Origin of the sequence: Hahella sp. NBU794, assembly GCF_050749805.1 — a bacterium.
GTDB lineage: Bacteria > Pseudomonadota > Gammaproteobacteria > Pseudomonadales > Oleiphilaceae > Hahella.
In genome coordinates this window covers 5651423-5675055 of sequence record NZ_CP192738.1, presented here as the reverse complement: position 1 = coordinate 5675055, position 23633 = coordinate 5651423, and the positions used below count along the sequence as shown (strand labels likewise).

Here is a 23633-nt window from a genome sequence, read left to right as displayed (position 1 = left end):
AGATTGCGTCTTTTCTGAAATTGCTCTTTTTGCATAATCTTGCGCATTTCTGACCGTCGCTGGCTTGCCAGTCAATCATCGACCGGTTAATTTCTGAGTTAACCCCATTTGTTGTCATGTTATGCGTAAATCCTTCACCAATAGCGTTGATCTCACCTTGAGTCGTTCGTCCGCAACACGACTGGATTATTTGCGCCTGAATGAAGATCTGGCGCTGGCGCGTTGGGCGAACCGGCAGGACCGGGTGCGCTATCAGATGGTGGGACACCACACGCTGAGCATCTATCTGCGCGGCGGGACGGAAACCTGCCGTATCGACGCGCCCGAGCGTTGTGGCGGTCCGGGTAAAATCTGTCTGATGCCGGCGGAGCATGACTCTACATGGCAGGTCAGCGGTCCCCTCGAGTTCGCGCATCTCTATTTTTCTGAGGCCAGCTTCAAGCAGATGGCGTTGAGCTTATGGGATATGGACCCTCGTCGCGTAGAACTGCCGGACCTGGCTTATGCGGACGATCCGGAGCTGACGAGACTGGGGCATATCGCGGCGCTGCAGCCGGAAGGGCTGATAGGCGCGGATAATCTGGCGTTGCAGCAGATCAGTTATGAGATGATGGCGCACGTGCTGCGTCGTTATGCGGTTTTTCGCAAACCTGACGCGGCTTACAAAGGCGGACTGGCGCCAGCGACCAAAAGAAAAGTGCTGGAGTATATGCAGGCGCATTTTGGCGAAGACCTGTCTCTGGAGCGCCTCGCGTTGGTGGCGGGGCTCAGCCCTTTCCACTTCGCCCGCATGTTTAAAGTCACCATGGCGGAGGCGCCGCATCAGTACCTGCGCCGGCTGCGCATTAACGCGGCGAGAGAGCTTCTTGCGCAAGGCGTGGATCTGGCGGAAGCGGCTTTGATATGCGGATTCGCCAATCAAAGCCACTTTACGCGGGCGTTCAAGCAAATGTCGGGCGTCACGCCGGGGAGCTATCGTCGCCAGACGAGGCTCCCTTGAGTCACGGCTTATGCGAAAGACTTGATATAGTCGCGCACAGACTGTGGTTTGCGCCCCAGGATGCGTTCGATATCGCCGGACACCGCCGCATATTCGTTCTGTTTGGTGGCGGCGAAAATGCCCAGCAACGCCTCCACCATGAATGGCGGCAAGCCAACTGACTGCAGTATTTCACCAAATCCCGCCGGCTCCGCCTCAATAACCGTTACCTGTGCGCCCCGAGCTTCGCCCAGGATGTCTGCGACGTCATACAGACTCAACGCCTCTGGACCGGTCAGCTCGTAGGTGCGGCCTTCATGTCCTGACTCCAGCAATACAGCGGCGATGGCGTCAGCGATATCTTCATGAGTAATAAACGCCACTTTGCCCGCGGCGCCAGGCTGCGCCAATTGGTTGGTTTCTTTCGAGTGCGCCAGACCTGAGCTCAGGTTGGCGATATATTGGTTGTTGCGCAGGATGCTGTACTGCAACCCGGATTCCTTCAGGTACTGTTCTGTGTCCTCATGAATGCGAGCGAAAGTGAACGGACTTTCTGCGGTTGGGTTGACGAAGCTGGTGTAAACCACGCGCTTGACTCCCACTTTCCTGGCGGCGTCGATAGCGTTGCGGTGTTGGCGAATGCGCACATCTACTGGGGCGTCGCCGGAAATGATCAGCACGGTGTCGGCGCCGGTGAACGCGGTTAGCAAGGTCTCTGGCTGGTCGAAGTCCGCTTTGACTATTTCATTGCCCGGCGCAGCCAGCGCGGCGATTTTTTCAGGAGCGCGTGCGGAGAAGGTCAATTGATCTGCGTCGCCTGCGCGCGCTATCAACGCTTTTGCGACCAGTGAGCCCAAGCGTCCGCTGGCGCCAGTGATAACGATTTTGCGGGTAGAAGGAATCGATGTGTTCATAGTCTGCTCCTCATATAGTCTTGTTACTAAGCGAAAGCCGGTATGGCTAAAAGATGGACACACTATAATTTTCTTTATGCGCCCAATAAATGCAGTAAAATGACCTTCTTTGTTGCTTGAATTGAACAAATAAAATTTCCGTTCACATACCGGGGAGACGCTGAAGATGGATAGACTGACCGCTATGCAAGTGTTCGCCGAGGTCGCCGCCCGCAAAAGTTTTACTGCGGCGGCGGATAATCTGGACATGTCGCGGGCGATGACCACCCGTTATGTGAATGAACTCGAAAGCTGGCTGGGCGCGCGCCTGCTAAACCGCTCGACCCGGCGCATCTCTTTGACTGAGGCGGGAGAAGCCTGTCTGTTGCGCTGCCGGCAGATCCTGGACTTGACCGATGACGTGGAAGCCGTCGCGGGTAAACGGGAGACTGAGCCCTATGGGCTGATTCGAATCACGACAAGTGTGGCCTTTGGACAAGTGCATTTGGCGCCGGTGGTGGCGGAATATCTCAAGCGTTACCCGAAAACCCGTGTGGACATGCAACTGCTTGATCGTAGCGTTAATCTGATAGAAGAGCGTATTGATCTGGCCATACGCACCACGAACGACCTCGATCCCAACCTGATCGCCCGCAAACTGACGGACTGCCGTTCTGTCATCTGCGCTTCCCCGCAATATCTCAAAGAGCGGGGCGCGCCCAAAACGCCAAGAGAGTTAACGGAGCATAACTGTCTGACATACTCGCACTTTGGCAAAAGTCAGTGGCGCTTTACCCATAAGAAGACCGGCGCTGTCGACGCTGCTGAAGTGACAGGTAACCTTAGCGCCAACGAAGTACTGGCGTTGACCAACGCCTGTGCTGCGGGCGCGGGGATCGCCATGTTGCCGACTTATATGGTGACGGATTATGTAAAGCGTGGGGAGTTAACTGCGTTATTGACCGATTGGGAGGCTTTACGTTTGGGTATGTTCGGCGTCTATCAGTCCCGCAAGCACATGCCCGCAACCTTGCGCACGCTGCTGGACTTTTTGGTGGAGCGCTTTGGCGATACGCCGCCTTGGAACGATGACATATTGGGCTAGCGGTAGCGTCGCCAGGACTTCAGAGAGCAACTGATGTCTCTGCGAAAGCTATGGCGGCCAATACCCGGAAGTTTGTCCAATACGGCCTGTAAGGCTTCGTCAGAGAGTTCATTTTTCTTCTGCTCGACTTTCTCCATAAGCAGGTCGCGTGCGAAATGGCCGCCACTGGCGTTGGTGGCGCCGAGTTTGAGGCGTTCCTCCTCAGAAACCGGGCGATACTTGATCAGAGTGTCGAGCTCGCCGCAATCCACGTTTTTATCCGCCTCACACTTTTCGGGTGCGTTGAGCAGCCAGTCGCGAACGGCGCCGCAGCTTTCCCGATAATCCTTCTGGCATTGCGACTCCAGAGCCAGCTCATTGCAATAGAAGCCGCTGTGTTGCAGGCAGCTCCAGTCTTTGTCGGAGACATTGGCGCGCAGGGGGAGTGAACGCCCGAGATCTCGAACACCCACGACAGGGGGACGCCAATCGATAACAAAACGCGCGTTGTCGCAACGGTCAGTCGTACAAACTTTCTGTAAGGCGCAGACTTTCCAGAGATAAACCTCTTCGCAGGGCTTGCCGAATCTCAGCTTACAGACGCGGGTGTCCTCTTCGGAAAAACAGTCGCCATTGACGTCGTCGCAAAGGATATCTTCAGTTTTGACTGACTCAGACACTTTAACGACAGGGGTTGAGCTGGGCGCATTGGTTTGCTCTGGCTCTGAAGGGAGATTTTTAAAACGCGCTTTGGCCTCATCGGACAGCAGCCTGACGCCGTCAATGGCGGATGTGGGAGTAATAACCTGCGCGTCGCTGTCAGCGGGAGCGGCGTCGGAATAGTGCACAGTGCCTTTGGCGTCGGTCCATTTGTAGATTTCAGCCCTGCTGTTTATTGAAAATGTGAATAAGACGACGGGAATCAGCATCATCAAAACACGCGTCATTGATGAACCGGGAGTGCTATGTTGGCGTCTGGAGAATCCCATCGTAGTTTGAAGTGAACGGCGCATATAAACAGTCCTGTGCGACACTGACTCAGCAATCTTGAGGCTGACAACTAACGGCTATTAAGTTACGGAATTATAAGCTTATCTTTGATGACAAAATAATAGTAAGTGTCACGTTTTGTTTGGTCATAAATATCCGCTATATGCGGGCTCTGCGCTGTGAAAACATAATCTAACCCGTGCTTGAAGGTAACCGGTATATTCTCTAAATTGGAGATTCAATCACTAAGGAACCTATGAAAAACTACCTGCGGCCGCCAACGTTTTTCAGAGGCTCCCTAATAAATATAGACCCCATCCAAGACATGGGGTCGTCGGACTTTCCTTCACCGCCTGAGAAGTCTCAAACCAGACATGCTAGTTGGATTGAGAAGAGGTTTGCGTCAACGGACCTAACGCGTCAGCTTGATGTCCATCATAAAAACTGACGCCCGCTTGCGCTATAAAGAGCCCGGTATTGCCAAGGCTCTTTGAAAATAAAGTACGTTGCGGAAAGAGCGATGACGCAAACCAGGAATCAAGGGAAACACGGAGAAGGATATGAGATACATCGCGACAATCGCCTTGGCGCTATTACCCGCACTGACCCCCGCCTATGCTTTGCCCCACACTGTCAGCGCCCCCGCATTGTTCTCTATGGATGCAGGCTATGCCGCGCAGGAAGAGGACAGTGTAGTTACAGATACATGGCGATATGCGCCGCCAGACGTAGATATAGTTTCACACAGCCCAGTTGCTTGGGGGGATCTTTTTGCTTTAATCAAGGGTGGGCAAGCTGGTGATAATTTCTCCTTCCTTACATCGGACTCATCGAAAGAGCTTTATTACTCCGCTTCGAAAAGAAAAAGTTCTATTAACGCAGCGAACTTAATCGTTATTCCTGAGCCGGGGACGATTCATCTTTTAATAATAAGTTTTACTTTACTTATATTCCGAAAACATTCTTGGAGTATCCGTGACAAAAGAGTACCGCCTGTCCAATCAAGTCAATCAGCTGTTAAAGCGCGGTCTTCTTCACGCCTTTGTTTTAGTTGCGGTGTGGATGGTGTTTTTTGGGCCATGGCGAAACAGGGTTTTTGAGTGGTTGCCCTATCTGGAGAAGCATGGGACGGAGCTTTTCGTCGTTTTCCTATTTATCTGGTCTGTGCAGCTGCTCCGTTTTATACGTCGAGGCGCTATTTCCGGCATTGCGTTGCAAGATAATGCGGTTCGGCTGACTTATAGCGGTTACTTTTCTGATGAGCCTATTACTGAAAGAACGCTAGAGACCAAAGATATTTATTACATTGGTAGGCGAGGCTTCAATCTCGCGCTAGTTACCTCTGAGGGGCGTATTGAGCTGGGCGCTTCCGCCGCCGGGAATGAGTTTCTAAGTGACTTACAAAATGTTTTCCTGCTGAATAAAGCGCACTATCAGAGCCTGGATAAATCTCGTTTGTATGACATTTTTCAAGCTTTGCCGGCGGGTGCGCAGGCGGAATTGGTGGGAGAGGTCATTAACGAGAAAACAGAGGCGGAGGCGCTTGAACGCCAGCAGGAGTACTTTACGCCAAGTGAAGAAGCTGAGCCTCATGTTCATGGCGGAAATATTCATGAGTATCGAGGTTATAAAGCGCTTCCAGAACTTTCTTTCTCTGTTTGTCCCCGATGTGCGGATGAGTTGATATTAGCGGGAGGGTTGCTGTATGCGAATGCTGTTCCGCTTGAACTCGACGACGCCAAAGCGAAAGGTATACGTCAAAGGCTAAGTAATTCGCCGGCTCTGATGGATCGCCGAGTATGCGCATGTTTGTCATGTGGGCTGGTGATAGGGCAGACGCGACCTGGCGGCTTGCAAGAACAGGTCAGGAAGTATGGGCCGGAGGAGCTTCGAGCGAAACTGGAGGAAATGTCCGACCCGGGAGGCTCTACTTCGGGGGTGAATGCATCTGATCGTTCAGACGCATCGTGACTTTATCGATACCCTCGCCAAATCCGTTGGTCTCTGACTTTTCTATTGCAAAGCCATAGCGGGCGAAGAAGCCTTGGGTGTGTTGTGAGGTTTCAATCACAATCTCTTTTCCAGGATGCAGGCGAGTTGCCTGCTCCAGCCGATGCCGTAGCAGTTGTTCGCCCAACCCCGTTTTATGTTTTGTTCTGGCGAGCATGCCCCAGGATAAATAGACCGTATCCTGATACAGGCGCAGTCCGCCGCATCCTACGAGCTGGCCATCCTGCAGGGCGACGTAATACTGATTATCGTCAGCCTGGGCCACGCTATCTAGGAACTCAACGAATTGTTCTCTTTCATGAGGCGCGAAATATTTGTCGAGATTGCTGTCGAAAACACGAAGGCAATCCTGTTTGTGGATAGCGGAATAAAGTTTGATTTCCATGGTGTGCGCCCCTGATTTTGTCCCGTCCTGCCTGTTGGCTATACAGATCGCAAGATTAAGTTGCAAGCTGCTGTTCTGCAAATGATTATTGGAGTCCGTCGGATTGGGTTCCACGTCTGTCGAAAAAGACGTTAGGGATCTTGTTGTCCGCTTTTTGAAAGAAGTCACTCAGCGAGGAGAATGATGGATATAAAGCTTTTTCAGGTTGACGCCTTTACCGATGAAGTCTTTGGCGGTAATTCCGCGGCGGTGTGTCCATTGGAGGCCTGGTTGCCTGACTCTGTGCTGTTGAAGATCGCACAGGAAAACGCCTTGGCGGAAACGGCCTTTTTTGTGCGGGAAGGGGATGCCTTTCATCTGCGTTGGTTTACGCCGGAAATAGAGATGGACTTATGCGGCCATGCAACCCTCGCATCCGCTCATGTTTTGACGACGCATCTCGGTTATGAGCGTGACGCCATGGTATTCCGTTCCCTTAGCGGAGAATTGCGAGTGACCAGGAGAGATGGACGGTTGACCCTGGACTTTCCCGCCCGCCCGCCGAGTGTGGCGACAGCGCCGGTTGAGGTGCTGGAATCGCTTAATATCCAGCCGCTGGAAGTCTTGCGCGCACGGGACATCGTGCTGGTGTACGCCGATGAGGACGCGATTCGGGCGCTGCAGCCAGATCGAATGTTGATGGACCGCATTAACCTGGACCCCGGTGGCGTGGTGGCGACAGCGCCGGGCAAAGAGGTTGATTTTGTCTCCCGGTTTTTTACGCCCCAGGCGCACATTTTCGAAGACCCGGTCACTGGGTCCGCGCATTGCACTCTGGCTCCGTACTGGGCGGCCCGGCTTGGCAAGACTTCGTTGACCGCGGCGCAGTTGTCCCAGCGTGGAGGTCGTTTGGACTGTGAAGTGGCCGGCGACAGAGTGCTGATGTCCGGATCGGCAGTGACCTATCTGAGAGGCGTTATCTCGATCTGATCAAGTGCGTTTTCGTCTGCTCCAAGAAGCGTTTTTCTTTTGCGCCGGTTATGCCATTATCCGACACAGATTTTTGATTTTTGTTGAGATAGCGGCGATAGCGGATGACTCCTGGCGAATCGGAAAAACTGGTGCTTGAACATGATGCAGCCCGTTTGTTCATGCGGTGTTATGAGCGGCTGACGGGAACGCCAATCCGGCATATCTGGCACAACCAGCCGATCAAGCCGGATGTTTCCTGTTTTCTGAACGGTGAGCGTCTGGATATGGAAATCGCGCATTTGTATGGCTCAGAAAAGGAAGCCATGCAACTACTGGGGCGCGACCTGGACCGTAATACGCTTCATGAGCTGCAGATGCTGGAGGAGTCGGACGCCGACGGACGTTTGTTGCGAGCGCTGAACCGCATACTCGCTAACAAAGCCTTGAAGACATACAAAAGTGAGCGCGTATGGCTGGTCATCCGCAACGCTCATCCGGCATGGCGCGCCGATGAGATTCGAGGGTTGCAGCATTGTATTCAGGTGCCGGACAGTCACCCTTTTGAGCAGATTTGGATGGTGGCGGATATGAAGGCGGAGAGCGGTATCGTACAGCTGTTTCCCTGAGACGGAGACTGCGGCGCGATGGAGTCGCCGCAGTCAAAGACCCTTAGCTTTGTGTGTCGTCATCCATTGCAGCGGTCTGGAATACGCCGGAGTTTTTCTCCTGTTCGTATTTGAGCGCCGCACCCGCGACGGGCGCGCTTTTTCCAGTGACCATCCATTGTTTGATGCGGTTGGCGTCGCCGATAGGCGTGCGTCTGCCATAGGAATCCAACAGCACGATCGCTACAGGGCGTTCGCCCACGTCCGCCAGCATCACCAGACAACGACCGGCTTCATTGATAAATCCGGTTTTACTGAGCCTGATGCCCCACTCACCCTGGCGCACCAAAAGGTTGGTGTTGCGGTACTCCATTTCGTTTTCCGTTTCGCCAAGCTTGATCAGGTGACTGGGAGTTGTGGTGTAATCACGGATGAGTTTATAGCGTGACGCAGCGGAGACCATTCTGACCAAGTCCGAGGCGGTGGACACATTCTCCATGGACAATCCGCTGGGCTCGACAAAGCGCGTGTCGCGCATGTTCAGCGCTCTCGCCTTGTCATTCATAGCATTGACGAAGGCGCTCATGCCGCCAGGATATGAACGTCCCAACGCCAGCGCAGCGCGGTTTTCCGAAGACATCAGCGCCAGCAGGAGAAGCTCGCTGCGGGGCAATACGGCGCCGATACGCATCCGCGAATATGTATTTTTCCAGGTGTCGACGTCTTCTTCCGTAATCGTCACCATTTCATCAAGGGGCAACTCCGCATCCAGCACGACCATGGCGGTCATCAGCTTGCTGATGGATGCGATGGGAGCCACCGTTTCCGGATTTTTGGCGAATAAGGTGACGCCGCTCTCCACATCCACCACCTTGGCGTTTACGGAACCCAGGCTGATGTTGGCCGTATCCAGGCTTTGCAGGTTTTCAGGGAGAATGGTTTCAGAATCAGCGAGTACAACCGAGGAATAGAATAAAAGAGACAGAGCGATCAGGATGTTTTTCATAAATGGCGCAACGTGGTAGTCAGGTCTGAAAAGTATCGTGCCGCACGAACCCCGACCGTAAACGGGTGTAAGGCGTTAAACAGGGTCTATTGTCCTAGCATAGACCAATTGTGTGATTTTGCACCCATGGTGCGACAAAATTACACAATTCTATACCTTTTTAATCAAAAGATTATGGTCTTCTTTTAATGTGGTTTAGGTCAATGGGAAATCCGGTATAAAGCAAAGGTTTAGCGTGGATTAGGTCACGCCGGGCAGAGTTGTTTAATGGGCAGCTTAGACGCTGGTAGGGTTAAGTTTTCCCAGCTGAAAACCTGAATGTAATGAATGACGAAGTCCGCTCGCAGGGCTTCAGAAGCGCTCCGCTCTGTTTCGCTCCTAATGGAACGCGAGGATGCCTCAAAGATATTTTCCTCTATGTGAATAATGGGAGATTTAGGATAAGTCTAAAGAGAAGGCGCATTAGAGCGCGCCTTTTCTTTATTTGAAGTCACCATTGACGTGGTGTCGGCGTTACTTGGTTTTGATGTGATAGCCAAGGATCAAAGATTCCAGAATGATGGACTTCGCCAGATGGATTGCTTCAGCTTCGGAGGCGCAGTCAATTTGAGCCCGGCTTTCACTTTCTTGAGGAACGCCATGTAAGTGGAGGCCTGTGAGTGAGCATTCGAATAAGACGCTGGTATGGCTTATCTTGAGGTTAAGATGATGAAAAGGCCCATTAACCTCGTCACGCATGCTCTGCAGCAGGCATATGGCTTCCTCTTGGGATGCTGAAATGGCGTCCAAAGGCGGTAACTGCTCTCTGCTTGTGGCTAAAGCCTCCAGATCCTGGGGCTTGTAGTCGCTGTATTCGTGGCCTGAACGGGCAATCTGGTCCAGACGCTGTAGGCAGTCCAGGCTTTGAGACGTGTTTGCAATAGCGAGAATGCGCGGTAAGCGTCGCAAAATAGGCTCTTCGTTGCACTGTTTTCCCCCCGGTAAACCCCGGGTCCGGAACGCAGTTGCGGCGCAGAGTGCGGAAATGGTGGCGGGCTTGTCGCCGCTAAGCGTCCAGGCCCGCGCCGCTAGCAGATCTAACCAGGGCATAAAGCGCGGCTCTACGTTATGTAGCTGGGTGAGAATTTCCACTTCCGTTGCTTGATATAGCCAATGCCTGATATCAGCCTCAGGCTCTATGGTGCGCATAAGGTAGAGGATCTTGGATATCTGCGAAGGTTTTATATGGGGTAACTCCATCAGCGCTGCGAATACAGGCAAAGCCCCAACTCCCTGTATTCGCAATGCTAATAGTCCCTTCCACGCATCGGGGGAGCTTTTCTCATCAATGCTGTACTGCAGCATCTCTTTGAGGTAGGAGGATAGCGCTGCAATGGCCTCAGGGTGGCGATACTCTTCTTTTATAATCCGCTCACAGACACTTTCAGGAAGGTATTTTTCAGGGTGCTTGAAGGCATCAGGGAGATCTTCCGGTACCACATCCGTTGCATACTCGTCTTCATCATCAAATTCAGGCAACGCTTCAGGAGCGACGCCGAGAGAGTCTAGTGCGTCTCTGGTGGTTTCTTTGATGATGGCGTGTGCAATTTCGAAAATACTGGCTTCTGAATATATGTGATAGCGGATGTCTGTTTCAAAACCTGTCAGCTTGAGTTCGGCGATAGCTCTTAGAGGGCCGTAGATTCTGGGGTTATTGTTACGATTTCCCAGCAATCGGCGTGTCCACTCCCGCCAATATGCGTTCTGTGGATCATCTTTCAGCAAGGGATAGAGCAGCCCGGATTTGATATCCAGGTCGTAGTAGGGGGCGATGGTTTTTCTCTCAAACAGTGACTTCGCTGCTTGAATCGCCGCATTCGGGTCCAGCTTGGTCCAGGCGATGACGGCCTCGGTGTACCTCACCAGCGTGAACTCTCTTAAGAAGCTGTTTGCATCATCAACGTCAAGGTGGATAATGCGAGTCACGTAGTCGGCGATAAACCCGGTGTGCTGCTGTAATCCTAGATCGCCGACTACTTGTAGAGCGTCGCCGAAGGCGCGCTTGAATAATGTAGGGAGGTCGCGAAAGCCGAGGATTTTTTCTGCAATCTGCTCGGCGGCCGGCATACGTTCTTTCAATACCCAATGCACCGCCGCCAGATAGTGGTTCTCTATGTCTGACATGTTGCTCAAGGTCAGCCCTTCCTTTTTGCGTTTCTGTGAAAGGGCTTCTTCGTTCTTGCGGGCGACTTCCAGTATATCGAACAGCCGCCAGGCGGCTTTTTGCAGAACCTCATTACGGCGAGGATGCTTGCTGCTGTGCAGACATTGAACGACATACTCCAGACGATCATCCTCTGGACGCAGTTGCAGTACGGCGGCTTCCAATGCGGAAAGGGCGTTGTCATCGTCGTATTTGCCGAGCGTCAGGGTAATGCCGGGATAGGCTTTCTTGTTCTCAACATCGAACTTCAGTCCTGAGCGGAAGGCGGCGGCGATGGGCAGCGACAGGCGTGAATCCAGCATATCTGGACGCCAACTGTATGGCCATTCGTTATGGGCGTAGTCAGTTCTTTCGCTGAAGTAGGCTTTGACAATTTTGGCGAAACTTTCGTCCTTGGCGGCGATCGCTTTCAACGCCAGGTCATGCATGGCGACGTCGTCGGGGTACTCCGCTATTAACGCCAACGGATCTGCGCCTTTTTCTATTTGCTCTTGGAAAGCCTTCGGAGTTAGCCGTTTGGTCTGGGTTTCGCCCTTAGCCTTGAACAGCGTTGCGCGTAAGCTGGGTTCAAGCTGCTCCGGCGCGCAATTGGCCTGAGTTTGGGCTATCAGGTGGTTTATTTTTTTACGATTCAAGCTTCCGAATCTTACCGAGCCGGTTTTTTGCTCCAAGGCTGCGAGTGTCTCGGACAACGCCGCTGCGATGGCCTGCGTGATGGCGCCCAAGGCGCTGGCATGCTTGACCAGATCGATGGTTTCGCGGCAAGCGCTGTGATTGCCAAGAAAGAAATGCGCGAGCATCCAGTAGGTCGCCAGTACGGGTTCCTGAGCAAGCAATGGCTTCTCTTGTTCGTAAACATCAAAGGCCGGCGCCTTGTCCATTTTGGCGGCGAAGGCATAGGTGGGGTCGCCGGAAGGGTGGCCATGCATCCACTCCGTGCGGATGAATAGTTGCCTGGGATCGTGGTAATAGGGGCGCTGCTTGATCTCCGCTTCGGCGAAGGCGTTAAAGTCATCAATCGCATGCAAGGCGGCGTCGGAATGTTTACAGACCCATTCCTCCTCTTCACCGGATTCTGAGATGTGCGGGCCTTCCGGCCAGCGGTTGACGATGAAGTCTGCGATTGAGTAATACTCCTCCTCGGAGGGCTCGCCACACTCGTGATCAAAGATAATCACGCGGGCTGTTCCCAAGGGAGACGGCAGCATATTGACGAAGCAGGCGTCTCCGCTGGGGTCTTCACCCAACATCGCCATACCGGTTAGCAGGCGCAGAATCATCTCAAAATCGGACAGCGAGGCTGCGATAACCTTAGGGGTGATAATTTGGGGGTGACCTAACGGCTCACCCTCCAGCGCCCAGGTATCAGAAATGGCGTCGCTATGGCGATGGTAGGCTTCCAGGCACTCCGTCAACTCAATGACTTCGTCGGGGACGGGGTGACCAAACAAGGCTGTCGTTTCCTTCGCATTGTCGTGGAAGTGGCCTTTTTGTCTCTGGACGATGTCTAAGAAGTCCTTTCTATCCGCGTCCTGATGCAGCATGTAGTAACTCATGATTTCTGCGAGCCTGCCGCCCAGCAGGTCGTTGCGCGTCAGTATGGGATTATTCATGTCTTATCCAGATTGCTGTTTTTCTGTGGGACTGGCTTTTGCTGTTTGCTGATATCGATTTGAAAGGCGCGGTGGGACGCGCCTTATTGTTGAAACAATCTACTTGTTGCGTTTCTTCGCTTTTCTAGGCGCTGGTTTATCTTGTTCATAGCCAAGGATCATCGCCTCAAACGCCATGCTTTTCGCCAGAGAGAGTGCTGAGTCTGCATCTTGTGCGGGCGTTTTACCGGCGCTGTTTACCTCCTTGTCCTCCACACTGATGCGGAAGTAGAGATTGTGTACGCCGCATTCAAACATGACGCTGTCCTGGGTGGGGGTGATGGCCAGCGTGTAGATTGCTTCATCGACGTTAGGCCCTTTCAGGTGTTGCCTAAGTCGAATCGACTCGCCAAGTGTGGGGTTGATAGCGCCTGCGTCAGGTAGGTTGCGAGGTTGGATCAGGCGGCTGATATCGAAGGCATACCGCTCTGCTTTCTGTACGCAGTGTTGCAGTTTTACCAAGCTATCGTCGATGCGCTTATCGCCTGTGAACAGCGATAAGACTTGCGGCAATCTGATCAGTGTCGGTTCTTCATCGCTCCAGTCTTCCAACGGAAATGACAAGCGGTGATTCATCGCTTGAGTGAGCGGATTGATCAACGGTTCCGAATCCTGATTTTGATTAAGGGCGATGGCGCGTGCGGCGATCAGATCCAGCCAGGGTAGAAAACGGGGAGCTGGATTGGCCAGTTGCGCCAATAGCTCGGTTAAGTCTGCGCTGTAGAGCCACTCTCGTAAGCTGGCTTCAGTCTCCACGAAACGCATGGTGTAGAGAATCTTGTTGTAGTGATCCATCGCCATGTGCTGCAGCTGCAGGAGATGCGCGAATGCAGGCTGTGCCTCAACTCCCTGAATGCGTAAGGCGCGCAGTCCCTCTCTTGACTCAACTCTATCGGAGTCGTCTCCACTATATTGCAACAGGTCCGTCAGATACTTTGAGAGGGCCGGTATCGCCTCTGGATAGATGTGGTTTTCTTTATAGATGCGTTTGCAAACATGCTCCAGATCATGCTTTTCCGGGTGGGCTAACGCATCTGCAAGTTGATCTGCCGGAACTTCCATGGCGAACTGGTCTTTTTTACTTCGTGTTGGGGCTTCGACGCTATCTTTATTGAGTGCGCGATAACTGTCCCAGGCGATTTCTTTGAGCAAGACCTGTGCAGGAAATAAGTCGTTATAGTCGGAGTAAAGGTGATACCGGACGTCTTCCATAAGCGACGTCAGCTTCAGCTCCTCCGCTGCGCGTAGTGGGCCGCAAATGCGTGTGGCGTTACTGCGATTCCCCAGTAGCCGGCGAGCCCAGTCAAGTAGTTCGGCATTACCCTTATCATCCTTCAGCAGGGCGTAGAGCAACCCTGATTTGATCTCTAAGTCGAAATACTGGCTCTCCGTCTCACGGTTGAACAGCTTTTTAGCGGTGGCCTTGGCGGCTTCAGGATTTAACTTGCTCCAGGCGATGGCGGCCTCAATATAGTTCAACAGGGTGACATTTTTGATAGTCATTTTGGGGGCGTTGACGTTGATAGTCGCGACGCGTGTTACGTAATATTCTGCGAACTCCTCATGCTCTTGCAGGCCATGGTTTCCGGCGAGTCTGAAGGCGTCTCCCAATGTATGTCTGAACAAGTTAAAGTGTTCACGGTTACGAAGCAGCTTTTCGGCGATTGGTAGCGCGGCTTTAGAATCTTCTTTTAGAAATATATGCGCCGCCTGTAGGTAGTGGTTTTCCACTCTAATCATATTTTCCAGAGAAGGACCTTCCTCCCGGCGCTGCTGGGCTTGCTCCTGCTGGTTTTTCATGGCGACCTCCAGAGTCTGGAACAGCCGCATAGCGGTTTTCTCCATAATTTGGTTGCGACGGGGATGCTGGCTGTCCCGCAGGCACTGGACGACATATTTCAAACGGTCATCGTCAGGAGGTAGTAGTGAAACAGCCGCCTCCAACGCATCCATGGCGTTGTCATCGTCATATTTGCCGAGAGTTCGCGTGATGCCGGCGTAAGCTTTTTTATGCTCAGCGTCATACTTCAGCCCTGATTTAAACGCAGTGGCCAAAGGCAATGATAAGCGTTTGTCTATAAGCTCTGGTCGTCGTCTGTGAGGCCACTGATTAAACGCGTCTTCAGTTCGCTCCTTGAAATAGGCGGTGACTATTTTATTGAATTCACTGTCTTGTTCTCCCAGGGCGGCCAGCGCCAAGTCATGGGTGGCCACGTCATCGGGATATTCCGCTATCAGCGTTAGCGGATCGACGCCGCTGGCGAGACGCTGTTTGCACTCTTTGGGGTTTAGCCGTTTAAGCTGGGTCTCGCCTCTGGCTTCCAACAGGGCTGCGCGGCGCGCAGGCTCCAGATGCTCAGGTGAGCAATTGGCTTGAGTCTGGCTTATCAGGTCAGTTATTTTCTGATGATCAAGACGTCCGAATTGTGCGGAGTCCGGCTTGGTTTCCAAGGCGGTCAGTGTTTCATCCAGGGCTTCCGCCAGCGCTTGCGTAATGCTTCCGAGGGCGTTGGCCTGTTTGACCAGATTAATCGTGTCGCGACAGGCGGCATGATTGCCCAGAAAGAAATGCGCGAGCATCCAGTAGTTCGCCAGCGCTGGCTCTTTATCGAGTAATGGTTTCTCCTGCTCGTACACCTCAAATGTTGGGGCTTGATCCATTTTTGAGGCGAAGGCGTAAGTGGGGCGGCCGGAGGGGTGGCCATGCAGCCAGTCTGTGCGGTTGAATAATTGTTTGGGGTCGTGGTAGTAAGGGCGTTGTTCTATTTCCGCTTCGGCGAAGGCGTTGAAGTCTTCAATGGCTTGTTTGGCGGCGTCGGAGTGTTTGCTGAACCATTCTTCTTCCTGGAAGTCTTCCTCGTACTCATCTTCATCCTCTTCATCATCACCTTCGTCCTCATCATCCATGTCATCGTCGTCCGGCTCTCTAAGGCAGTCCTCCTCCCAACGGTCTGCGACGAAGTCGGCGATGGAGAAGTACTCTTCGGAGGACGGCTCCCCGGTTTCGTGATCATAAACGATCACTCGGGCCGTACCGAGAGGAGAGGGGAGCATGTTGAGAAAGCAGGTGTCGCCGCTGGGGTCCCGGCCGATAATTTCGAGCCCGGTGAGCAGGCGCATAATCAGTTCGAAGTCACGGAGAGAGGTAGCGATGTCTTTGGCGCTGACTTTGTTTGGCAGGCTCATCATTTCGCCAGCAAGCATCCAGACGTCTTGGGCGACGCCACTGTACCTGTCATAAGCGGTCATGCACTCTTCCGCTTCGATAACTTCAGCGGGGACGGGGTAGCCGAAAAGCGACTCTACGCGTTTGGCTTTGTCCTCGAATTTACCTTTTTGCTTGCGGGCGATGTTTAAGAAGTCCTTTCTGTCCGCGTCCTGCTGCAGCATGTAGTAGCTCATGATCTCCGCCAGCTTGCCGCCCAGCAGATCGTCTCGCGTCAGTATGGGGTTATTCATTTTTACTTCCAGGAAATGCAGGTCTCATAAATGAATGGCGTGTTTGTTCTGACAAACAGCATAACTCATATTTCGACATATCCCGAACCGACACCCGGGCCAGGAAAAAACCATGGCGCTTGAACATCAGGTAGGAGCGGAATACGACGAAACTGATCGACTCCGAGGCGACTTGCGGGGCGATATCGTCAGAGCCCTGGCCGGTGTAAGCTTCGACGCCGGCCCAGTAAGGCGAGCTAGAGCATACCAGCTCTCCCATATGATTTAGCTTGCAGAGTATTTCCGCCATGCCTCTGGCTTGTGATGGCGAAAAATGGCTGACGAATACGCCATTTTGGATCAGCAGATTGTTCAGGTCCGCAATGTCGCAGACTTCTTCTTCGATATTATCGTTGGCGTACACCAGCTTGAAGCGGGTGAGCCGGGCGATATCCTGATAGGTGGCGCGTTCCTCAAACTCGCTCACTGAATACAGAGTGAGCTCCCAACCAACGCCACAGATTTTTCCCGCCACTTTTGTCATTGTCTTCTTCCAACTCCCTCAATCGGCTCGGTCAGCGTTGAGCGTCGCTATCGCATCCGGTCGGCTCCGGATGCAGAAACATAATAGACGCTCATAACCGCACGCCACCTGGGGTGTACCCTAGGCTGCGGTAAAGAAACGCTATGCAACGCTGGCTGACTTTGCCGATTCCCTGAAGAACTACGTTATATATGTACTGAATTTACAAAATTATCCCGATTTCATGGAAATTTTGTCAAAAAAGTATAATTTTTTCGATGGTAGGTATTAGAGTTGGAAACTGGATTGACGCATAGTAATTCTGCTTTAAGTCATTAAGGCCCCCTTTGAATATAAAAATAACACTTCTTCGGAGGTAACCTATGAAGTTTCTATCCCGCGCTGCGCTGGTTTCGGCGGCGACCATTTCCCTGGGGTTCTCATCTCTCGCGTCGGCGGTTGAGGAAATCACAATCGCTACCGTCAACAACGGCCACATGATCGAAATGCAGAAGCTGAGCAGCCATTTCGAAAAGGCCAATCCAGACATCAAATTGAAATGGGTGACGCTGGAAGAAGGCGTGTTGCGCCAGAACGTCACGCAGGACATCGCCAATAAGAGCGGCTTGTACGATGTGATGACCATCGGCATGTACGAAACGCCGATCTGGGGCAAACGCGGTTGGTTGAAGGAAATCAAAACCGACGGGTCCTATGATGTGGACGATATTCTACCGGCGGTTCGTAAAGGACTGTCCGTCGACGGCAAACTCTATGCTGCGCCTTTTTACGGCGAAAGCTCCATGATCATGTACCGCAAGGATCTGGTTGAAAAAGCGGGCATGACCATCGAAGACCGACCCACCTGGGGCCATATCAGAGACGTTGCGGCTGCGCTGCATAAGCCCAAGGATGGCGTCTACGGCATCTGCCTGCGCGGCAAATCCGGATGGGGCGACAACATGGCGTTCATCTCCACCATGGCCAACTCATTTGGCGCGCGCTGGTTTGATGAAAAGTGGAAGCCGCAGCTGACGACGCCCGCCTGGACTCACGCGGTCAGCTTCTATGTCGATCTGTTGAAGAACTACGGCCCGCCGGGCTCCAGCTCTAACAGCTTCAACGAGATCCTGGCGTTGTTCAATGAAGGCAAGTGCGGCATCTGGATCGACGCCACTATTGCTGCGTCATTCGTCAGCGATCCCAAACAGAGCAAGGTTGCCGATAAAGTCGCCTTCGCTCAATCACCCGTCGCTGTGACCGATAAAGGCGCCAACTGGCTGTGGGCATGGTCGCTCGCTATTCCCGCCGCGACCAAGCATGCTGAAGCAGCGCAGAAGTTCGTCACCTGGGCTACTTCCAAGGACTATATCCAACTGGTGGCGGATACGCAGGGATGGGGCTCGGTTCCCACTGGAACACGCACCAGCACCTACGAAAATCCTGAGTTCCTGAAAGCGGCGGTATTCGCATCAGCGGAACTCAAGGCCATTAACTCCGCTAATCCGGAAGACAACACTCTGGAGCCGTCGCCCTATATCGGCGTGCAGTTCGCCGCTATTCCCGAGTTTCAGGCGATTGGCATGGCGACCGGGCAGATGTTGACCGGGGCGTTGACGGGCAGCGTGTCCGTTGAAAAAGCGCTGCAGTCAGCCAATGTATCGGCGGATCGTCAGATGCGTCAGTCCGGCTATTACTGATCCGCACTTCGCGACATGAGATAAACCGCCTGCGCCGCCGTGTTTATGGGCATTCACGGCGGGCTGCGGGCGGCGACTCAAACTGCGAAGCCGTCTTCGGATCTTAAGAACCCAGTTACCAGAGAGTGTTTCGATGCAACGTGCTGTAACGCGAACGTTACTCGCTCCGTCCGTCATCTCACTGTTGTTGTGGATGATCGTGCCCCTGGCGATGACGATATATTTCTCCACCATCCGTTATAACCTGCTGTACCCCGGTGAGCATAACTTCACTGGCTTGCTGAACTACGAATTTTTCGTCACCGACCCCGGCTTCTGGCCAGCGGTGAACAATACACTGATTCTGCTGGGATCGGTGCTGGCTATCACTGTGGTGCTTGGCGTGGCGTTGTCCGCTTTGATTGATCAGCCTTTCTTTGGGCGCGGCGCCGTGCGCGTATTGTTGATCTCGCCGTTTTTCGTCATGCCGACGGTCAGCGCATTGATCTGGAAAAACATGATGATGAACCCTGTGTATGGGGTTTTCGCCTGGCTCTCGCAAATGGTCGGGATGGAGCCGATGGACTGGCTGGCGGATGCGCCCCTGCTGTCCATTATCATCATGGTGAGCTGGCAGTGGCTGCCGTTTGCAATTCTGGTGTTCGTCACCGCGTTGCAGTCTCAGGATACCGAGCAAAAAGAAGCGGCGCGTATGGACGGCGCCACCAGCTGGCATATTTTCCGCTATCTCACCATTCCTCACCTCGCGCGTCCGGTTGCTGTGGTGATCATGATCGAAACCATTTTTCTGCTGGTGGTGTTCGCCGAGATTTATGTTTCCACCGGCGGCGGTCCCGGCTATGACAGCACCAACCTGGCGTATCTGATTTATTCCCAGGCGCTGCTGCAATTTGACGTGGGCATTGCGTCCGCAGGCGGCCTGTTTGCGGTGGTGTTGGCCAATATCGTGGCGTTTTTCCTGATTCGCGCCATCGGCAAGAACTTAACGGTGTGAGGCGGCTATGAATCTGAAGCAAAAACTTAAAGTGCGAACCTGGGTTGTAGGCGCTTCCGCCTGGGGAATCGCGTTGCTGCTGTTTTTCCCCATTCTGTGGATGTTCCTGACCTCATTCAAAACCGAACTGCAGGCGATTTCCACGCCGCCTACATTCGTGTTCGAACCGACACTGGAAAACTTCTCTCTGGTGCAGGAGCGCAGCGATTATCTGAAGCACGCCATCAACTCGATTGTGACGTCCTTCGGCGCGACTATTCTGGCGCTGCTGATCGCCATTCCCGGCGCATACGCCATGGCGTTTTATCCCGGAAAGCGCACCAAGGATCTGCTGCTGTGGATGCTATCCACCAAGATGCTGCCGGCGGTGGGCGTACTGGTGCCGATTTACATTCTGTTCCGTGATTACGGGCTGCTCGATACGCGTATTGGTCTGATCATCATTTTCACCATGATGAACCTGCCCATCGTGGTGTGGATGCTGTTTTCCTACTTCAAAGACATTCCCAGAGAAATCCTGGAAGCCTGCAGAATGGACGGGGCCAGTCCCATGGGCGAGGTGGTGAAAATCGTCATGCCGCTGGCCTGGGGCGGCATCGCCTCCACCGGCCTGTTATCCATCGTGCTGTGCTGGAACGAGGCGTTCTGGTCTCTCAACCTGACTGCGGCGGACGCCGGCACGCTGACTTCCATGATCGCCTCATACTCCAGCCCGGAAGGCCTGTTCTGGGCCAAGCTTTCAGCGGCTTCCACACTGGCCTGCGCCCCCATCGTTGCGTTCGGCTGGTTGTGTCAGAAGCAGTTGGTGCAGGGCCTGACGTTCGGCGCCGTGAAATAGTTTTCGAGGATTTATCCGATGAGTTATCTGAATATTAAAGATCTGCATAAACATTACGATCAGTACCATGCTATTCGCGGCGTCAATCTGGAAATCCAGGAAGGGGAGTTTATCGTTTTCGTCGGTCCGTCCGGCTGCGGTAAATCCACGCTGCTGCGTTTGATCGCGGGGCTTGAGCTGGTTTCCGAAGGCTCTATCCATCTGGACGGACGGGATATCACCGAAGCGCCGTCTTCCAAACGGGATCTGGCCATGGTGTTCCAGTCCTATGCGCTGTATCCGCATATGACCGTGGCGGAGAACCTTTCCTTCGCCTTGCGTCTGGCGAAACGGCCGCAGGCGGAAATCGATCAGAAAGTGCGTTCCGTCGCCGCCTCGTTGCAACTGGATAAACTGCTGGCGCGCAAGCCGCGTGAGTTGTCAGGCGGACAACGGCAGCGGGTCGCCATTGGGCGCGCCATTGTGCGTCAGCCTAAAGTCTTCCTGTTTGATGAACCCTTATCGAACCTGGACGCGGCTCTGCGGGTGCAGATGCGTCTTGAACTGGCGCGTCTGCATAAACAGCTTGGCACGACGATGATTTACGTAACTCACGATCAAGTGGAGGCGATGACTCTGGCGGACCGGGTGGTCATTCTCAACCAGGGCCAGATCGAACAATGCGGCTCTCCCATTGACCTATACCAACAGCCGGTGAATCGCTTTGTCGCGGAATTTATCGGCACGCCGAAGATGAATATGTTGGCGATCGATCAAGTGATACACGGCGGCGAAAGTGTCGAAGTGCGCGCGGCTGACGCCCATCTGCGTCTTCCTGCGCGGGTGTTGGCGGACAATGTTAGCGCCGGATGGAGTCTGGGAGTGCGGCCTGAACATATCCATATCGCTCCAATAGGCGATGGACCGGTGCAGGGGCGTATTGAACTGATTGAAAACCTGGGTTCGGAAGCCTACTGCCATGTACAAGTGAACGGCTGCGGCAATCTGGTGGTGAAGTCCGCCGCGCGCAGCGGTTTGATGGAAGGCCAGCAAGTGAGCCTTAACTTTGATGCGGAAGAAATGCGTTTATTCAATCCGCAAAATCAGGCGGTGTATGTGAATGGCGGGGAGACGGCTCATGTCTGATACGCGTTCTGGGGCGAACGACGCAAGGTTGCTCAAGCTGTCCTATGATCGTTCGCAAGTAAGCTCGTCGGTGGTCCACCTCGGGGTCGGCGCTTTCCATCGGGCGCATCAGGCCTATTATTTCAATGCGCTGCTGGCCCATGAGGATTGTCTGGACTGGGGCATTACCGGCGTGAATCTGCGGCCCGCCGACAGCCCTGCGTTCGCTGCGCTGCAGGCGCAGTCTGGAAGCTATGTGCTGAAAACCGTTTCGCCTGAAGGTGAAGCGCGCTATGAAGAAATTGGCGCGCTGATTCGTTTGTTGGACGGCGCGGCGTCTCCGCACAGCGTGGATCAATGCCTCGCGGATGCGCAAACGCAATTGGTCACCATCACGGTGACGGAGGGCGGCTACTATCTGAAGGAAGACGGTCTGCTGGATGTCGCCCATCCTGAAATCGCCGCGGATCTGCAGGGCAGTGGACGTAATACGTTATATGCGTTTCTGCATGCGGGTTTAAGAACGAGAATGCAGTCCAGGCAGGGGCCCATCACCTTGCTGAGCTGCGACAACCTGCGCCATAACGGCGATACCCTGAAGTCCGGCTTTACCCAGTACCTGCAGCAGGTCGGCGATGTCGACCTGTTGTCCTGGTTGCAGGATAACGCCAGTTTCCCCAACGCCATGGTGGATCGTATTACGCCGCGCCTGTCTCCCGAACATTCCCGTGATGTAAGAGCGCGATTTGGCGTCGCCGACGCGTTGACGGTGATGGCGGAAGACTTTGTGCAATGGGTGGTCGAGGATGATTTCGCCGGGCGGCGTCCGCCGCTGGAGCGCGTCGGCGTGACGCTGGTGGAGCATGTGCAGCCTTATGAGGAAGCGAAAATCCGTATCCTCAATGGCGGTCATACCGCCTTGTCCTACTACGCCGCTTTGCGCGGATTCCCTACGTACGACGCGGCAGTGCATGATCCTGAGTTGAGAGCGTTTGTCGAAGCCTTTGAAGAGCAGGAGGCGATTCCTGCGTTAGGCGATTCGCCTCTGGATTTACACGCCTACTGGCGCAAAGTGCTGGCCCGCTTTGGCAACCGCAATATCGGCGATCGCATTGAGCGTATATGTGCGGACGGCGGCAGCAAGTTCCCGATATTCATCCTGCCGACCTTGCAAGGCGGCTTCACGGCCGGTCGCACGCCGGAGCGAACACTGCAGGCCATTGCGTACTGGTATGTCTTTATGCAGCGAGTGCGCGCCGGGCAGGCTCCGGTTCCTTATTACGAACCGGAATGGCCGCGGCTGCAAAAACTGTTATCCGCCCCGGATGCCGTGGAGCGCTTTGTCTCCGACGCCAAGCTCTGGGGAGATCTGCCGCAGCGCTATCCTGCATTCGGCGAATTGCTGCGAAGTCATATTGAGTCGGCTTCTCGCGCTTTTAACGACATCCCCTCTTTTGAAAGGAAAGACACTGTGAGTTATCCCATTGAAAACCTGACCAACCTGCAGGGCAAAACCGCTCTGGTGACCGGCGCTGGCGGCGGTATTGGCGCGGCCGTGGCGGAGGCGTATCTGGCGGCGGGCGCTTCCTGCGTGCTCTGCGATTTGCCCGCAACCCCGTCGAAAGAGGCTGCGGCCGTGTTGGAGCAGTATCCCGAAACAGCCTGTTATGTGCAGGCGGATGTGACGGATATGGCCTCCGTGGATCGCCTGTTGGCGCAGTCAGTGGAACGTTTCGGCGGCGTGGATATCCTGTTCAATAACGCGGCGGTATTTGATCTGGCGCCGCTGCTGGAATCCAATGAAGCCATGTATGAACGGATATTTTCCGTAAACGTGAAAGGGGCCTTTTTCACGATGCAGAAAGTGGCGCAACACATGGTAGACTCGCAAAGACAGGGCAAAATCATCAATCTGGCGTCCCAGGCCGGGCGCAGAGGTGAGGCGTTAGTGTCGCACTATTGCGCGAGCAAAGCGGCGATCATCAGCTATACGCAGTCGGCGGCGCTGGCGTTGGCCAAGCATAATATCACCGTCAATGGGATCTCCCCCGGGGTGGTGGATACTCCCATGTGGGAGCAGGTGGACGCCTTGTTCGCCAAATATGAAAACCTGCCTTTGGGCGAGAAGAAAAGGCGGGTGGGATTGGATGTGCCGCTTGGACGCATGGGCGCGCCGGAGGATATCTGTGGGATGGCGCTGTTTCTGGCGTCGCCGGCCTCAAACTACATTACGGCGCAGACATTCAACGTGGATGGCGGCAACGTCATGAGCTGAGCA

The 23633-nt window shown here is 53.9% G+C and carries 18 protein-coding genes; 11 read left to right on the top strand and 7 right to left on the bottom strand.

The genetic code is table 11. From position 1 onward, the window contains the following. Positions 1–121 precede the first annotated feature (121 nt). Positions 122–1000 (top strand): helix-turn-helix domain-containing protein, encoded by an 879-nt coding sequence (locus ACQYWX_RS24795; RefSeq protein WP_431686721.1) that lies wholly within the window; start codon positions 122–124, stop codon positions 998–1000. A gap of 8 nt (positions 1001–1008) precedes the next feature. On the opposite strand, the gene ACQYWX_RS24790 is transcribed toward ACQYWX_RS24795, so the two are convergent. Further along, on the bottom strand, positions 1009–1893 hold the full coding sequence (locus ACQYWX_RS24790; RefSeq protein WP_431686720.1) for an SDR family oxidoreductase: 885 nt from the start codon (positions 1891–1893) through the stop codon (positions 1009–1011). A 166-nt stretch (positions 1894–2059) separates the two neighbouring features. Between ACQYWX_RS24790 and ACQYWX_RS24785 the strand changes: the two genes are divergently transcribed. After that, a complete protein-coding gene (locus ACQYWX_RS24785) occupies positions 2060–2977 on the top strand; it encodes a LysR family transcriptional regulator (RefSeq protein WP_279505814.1) in 918 nt (305 codons plus the stop codon). On the opposite strand, the gene ACQYWX_RS24780 is transcribed toward ACQYWX_RS24785, so the two are convergent. Continuing rightward, entirely contained in the window at positions 2974–3903 is a 930-nt protein-coding gene (locus ACQYWX_RS24780) for a DUF4124 domain-containing protein (protein WP_431686719.1), read from the bottom strand. The two genes, ACQYWX_RS24785 and ACQYWX_RS24780, sit on opposite strands and share 4 nt — an antisense overlap. A 603-nt stretch (positions 3904–4506) precedes the next feature. On the opposite strand from ACQYWX_RS24780, the gene ACQYWX_RS24775 reads away from it, so the two are divergent. Next, positions 4507–5046 carry a hypothetical protein gene (locus tag ACQYWX_RS24775; protein WP_431686718.1) on the top strand — a complete coding sequence of 180 codons (540 nt, stop codon included), beginning with the start codon at positions 4507–4509 and terminating at the stop codon, positions 5044–5046. A gap of 64 nt (positions 5047–5110) precedes the next feature. After that, a complete protein-coding gene (locus ACQYWX_RS24770; protein WP_431686717.1) occupies positions 5111–5917 on the top strand; it encodes a hypothetical protein in 807 nt (268 codons plus the stop codon). Here ACQYWX_RS24770 and ACQYWX_RS24765 read toward each other — a convergent pair. Beyond that, on the bottom strand, positions 5874–6341 hold the full coding sequence (locus ACQYWX_RS24765; protein ID WP_431686716.1) for a GNAT family N-acetyltransferase: 468 nt from the start codon (positions 6339–6341) through the stop codon (positions 5874–5876). The genes ACQYWX_RS24770 and ACQYWX_RS24765 overlap by 44 nt on opposite strands. Positions 6342–6524: 183 nt before the next feature. Here ACQYWX_RS24765 and ACQYWX_RS24760 point away from each other — a divergent pair, with 183 nt between their 5' ends. Next, positions 6525–7310, top strand: a complete 786-nt coding sequence (locus ACQYWX_RS24760; protein WP_216736953.1) for a PhzF family phenazine biosynthesis protein — start codon at positions 6525–6527, stop codon at positions 7308–7310. Between the two features lie 104 nt (positions 7311–7414). Further along, positions 7415–7918: a hypothetical protein gene (locus tag ACQYWX_RS24755; RefSeq protein WP_127973222.1), complete on the top strand. Its 504-nt coding sequence runs from the start codon at positions 7415–7417 to the stop codon at positions 7916–7918. 43 nt (positions 7919–7961) lie between these two features. On the opposite strand, the gene pbpG is transcribed toward ACQYWX_RS24755, so the two are convergent. From pbpG to ACQYWX_RS24735, 4 genes are all read right to left on the bottom strand, one after another. Continuing rightward, positions 7962–8903 carry a D-alanyl-D-alanine endopeptidase gene (gene pbpG, locus ACQYWX_RS24750; protein ID WP_431686715.1) on the bottom strand — a complete coding sequence of 314 codons (942 nt, stop codon included), beginning with the start codon at positions 8901–8903 and terminating at the stop codon, positions 7962–7964. 513 nt (positions 8904–9416) lie between these two features. Next, positions 9417–12719, bottom strand: a complete 3303-nt coding sequence (locus tag ACQYWX_RS24745; RefSeq protein ID WP_431686714.1) for a hypothetical protein — start codon at positions 12717–12719, stop codon at positions 9417–9419. A 99-nt stretch (positions 12720–12818) separates the two neighbouring features. Beyond that, positions 12819–16217: a hypothetical protein gene (locus ACQYWX_RS24740; protein WP_431686713.1), complete on the bottom strand. Its 3399-nt coding sequence runs from the start codon at positions 16215–16217 to the stop codon at positions 12819–12821. Next, entirely contained in the window at positions 16210–16740 is a 531-nt protein-coding gene (locus ACQYWX_RS24735; protein ID WP_431686712.1) for a hypothetical protein, read from the bottom strand. Before ACQYWX_RS24735 ends, ACQYWX_RS24740 begins: the two co-directional genes overlap by 8 nt. Before the next feature lie 362 nt (positions 16741–17102). Here ACQYWX_RS24735 and ACQYWX_RS24730 point away from each other — a divergent pair, with 362 nt between their 5' ends. The 5 genes from ACQYWX_RS24730 to ACQYWX_RS24710 all read left to right on the top strand — a co-directional run bounded on the left by ACQYWX_RS24730 (position 17103) and on the right by ACQYWX_RS24710 (position 23630). Further along, a complete protein-coding gene (locus ACQYWX_RS24730; RefSeq protein WP_431686711.1) occupies positions 17103–18419 on the top strand; it encodes an ABC transporter substrate-binding protein in 1317 nt (438 codons plus the stop codon). Between the two features lie 133 nt (positions 18420–18552). Further along, the gene (locus ACQYWX_RS24725) at positions 18553–19413 is read left to right on the top strand and encodes a carbohydrate ABC transporter permease (RefSeq protein WP_216736960.1); all 861 of its coding nucleotides are present in this window, start codon (positions 18553–18555) and stop codon (positions 19411–19413) included. A gap of 7 nt (positions 19414–19420) precedes the next feature. After that, complete coding sequence (locus tag ACQYWX_RS24720) at positions 19421–20251, top strand: carbohydrate ABC transporter permease (protein ID WP_431686710.1); 831 nt, start codon at positions 19421–19423, stop codon at positions 20249–20251. An 18-nt stretch (positions 20252–20269) separates the two neighbouring features. Beyond that, entirely contained in the window at positions 20270–21376 is a 1107-nt protein-coding gene (locus ACQYWX_RS24715) for an ABC transporter ATP-binding protein (RefSeq protein WP_431686709.1), read from the top strand. Next, positions 21369–23630, top strand: a complete 2262-nt coding sequence (locus ACQYWX_RS24710; RefSeq protein ID WP_431686708.1) for an L-iditol 2-dehydrogenase — start codon at positions 21369–21371, stop codon at positions 23628–23630. Before ACQYWX_RS24715 ends, ACQYWX_RS24710 begins: the two co-directional genes overlap by 8 nt. Positions 23631–23633: the final 3 nt, after the last annotated feature.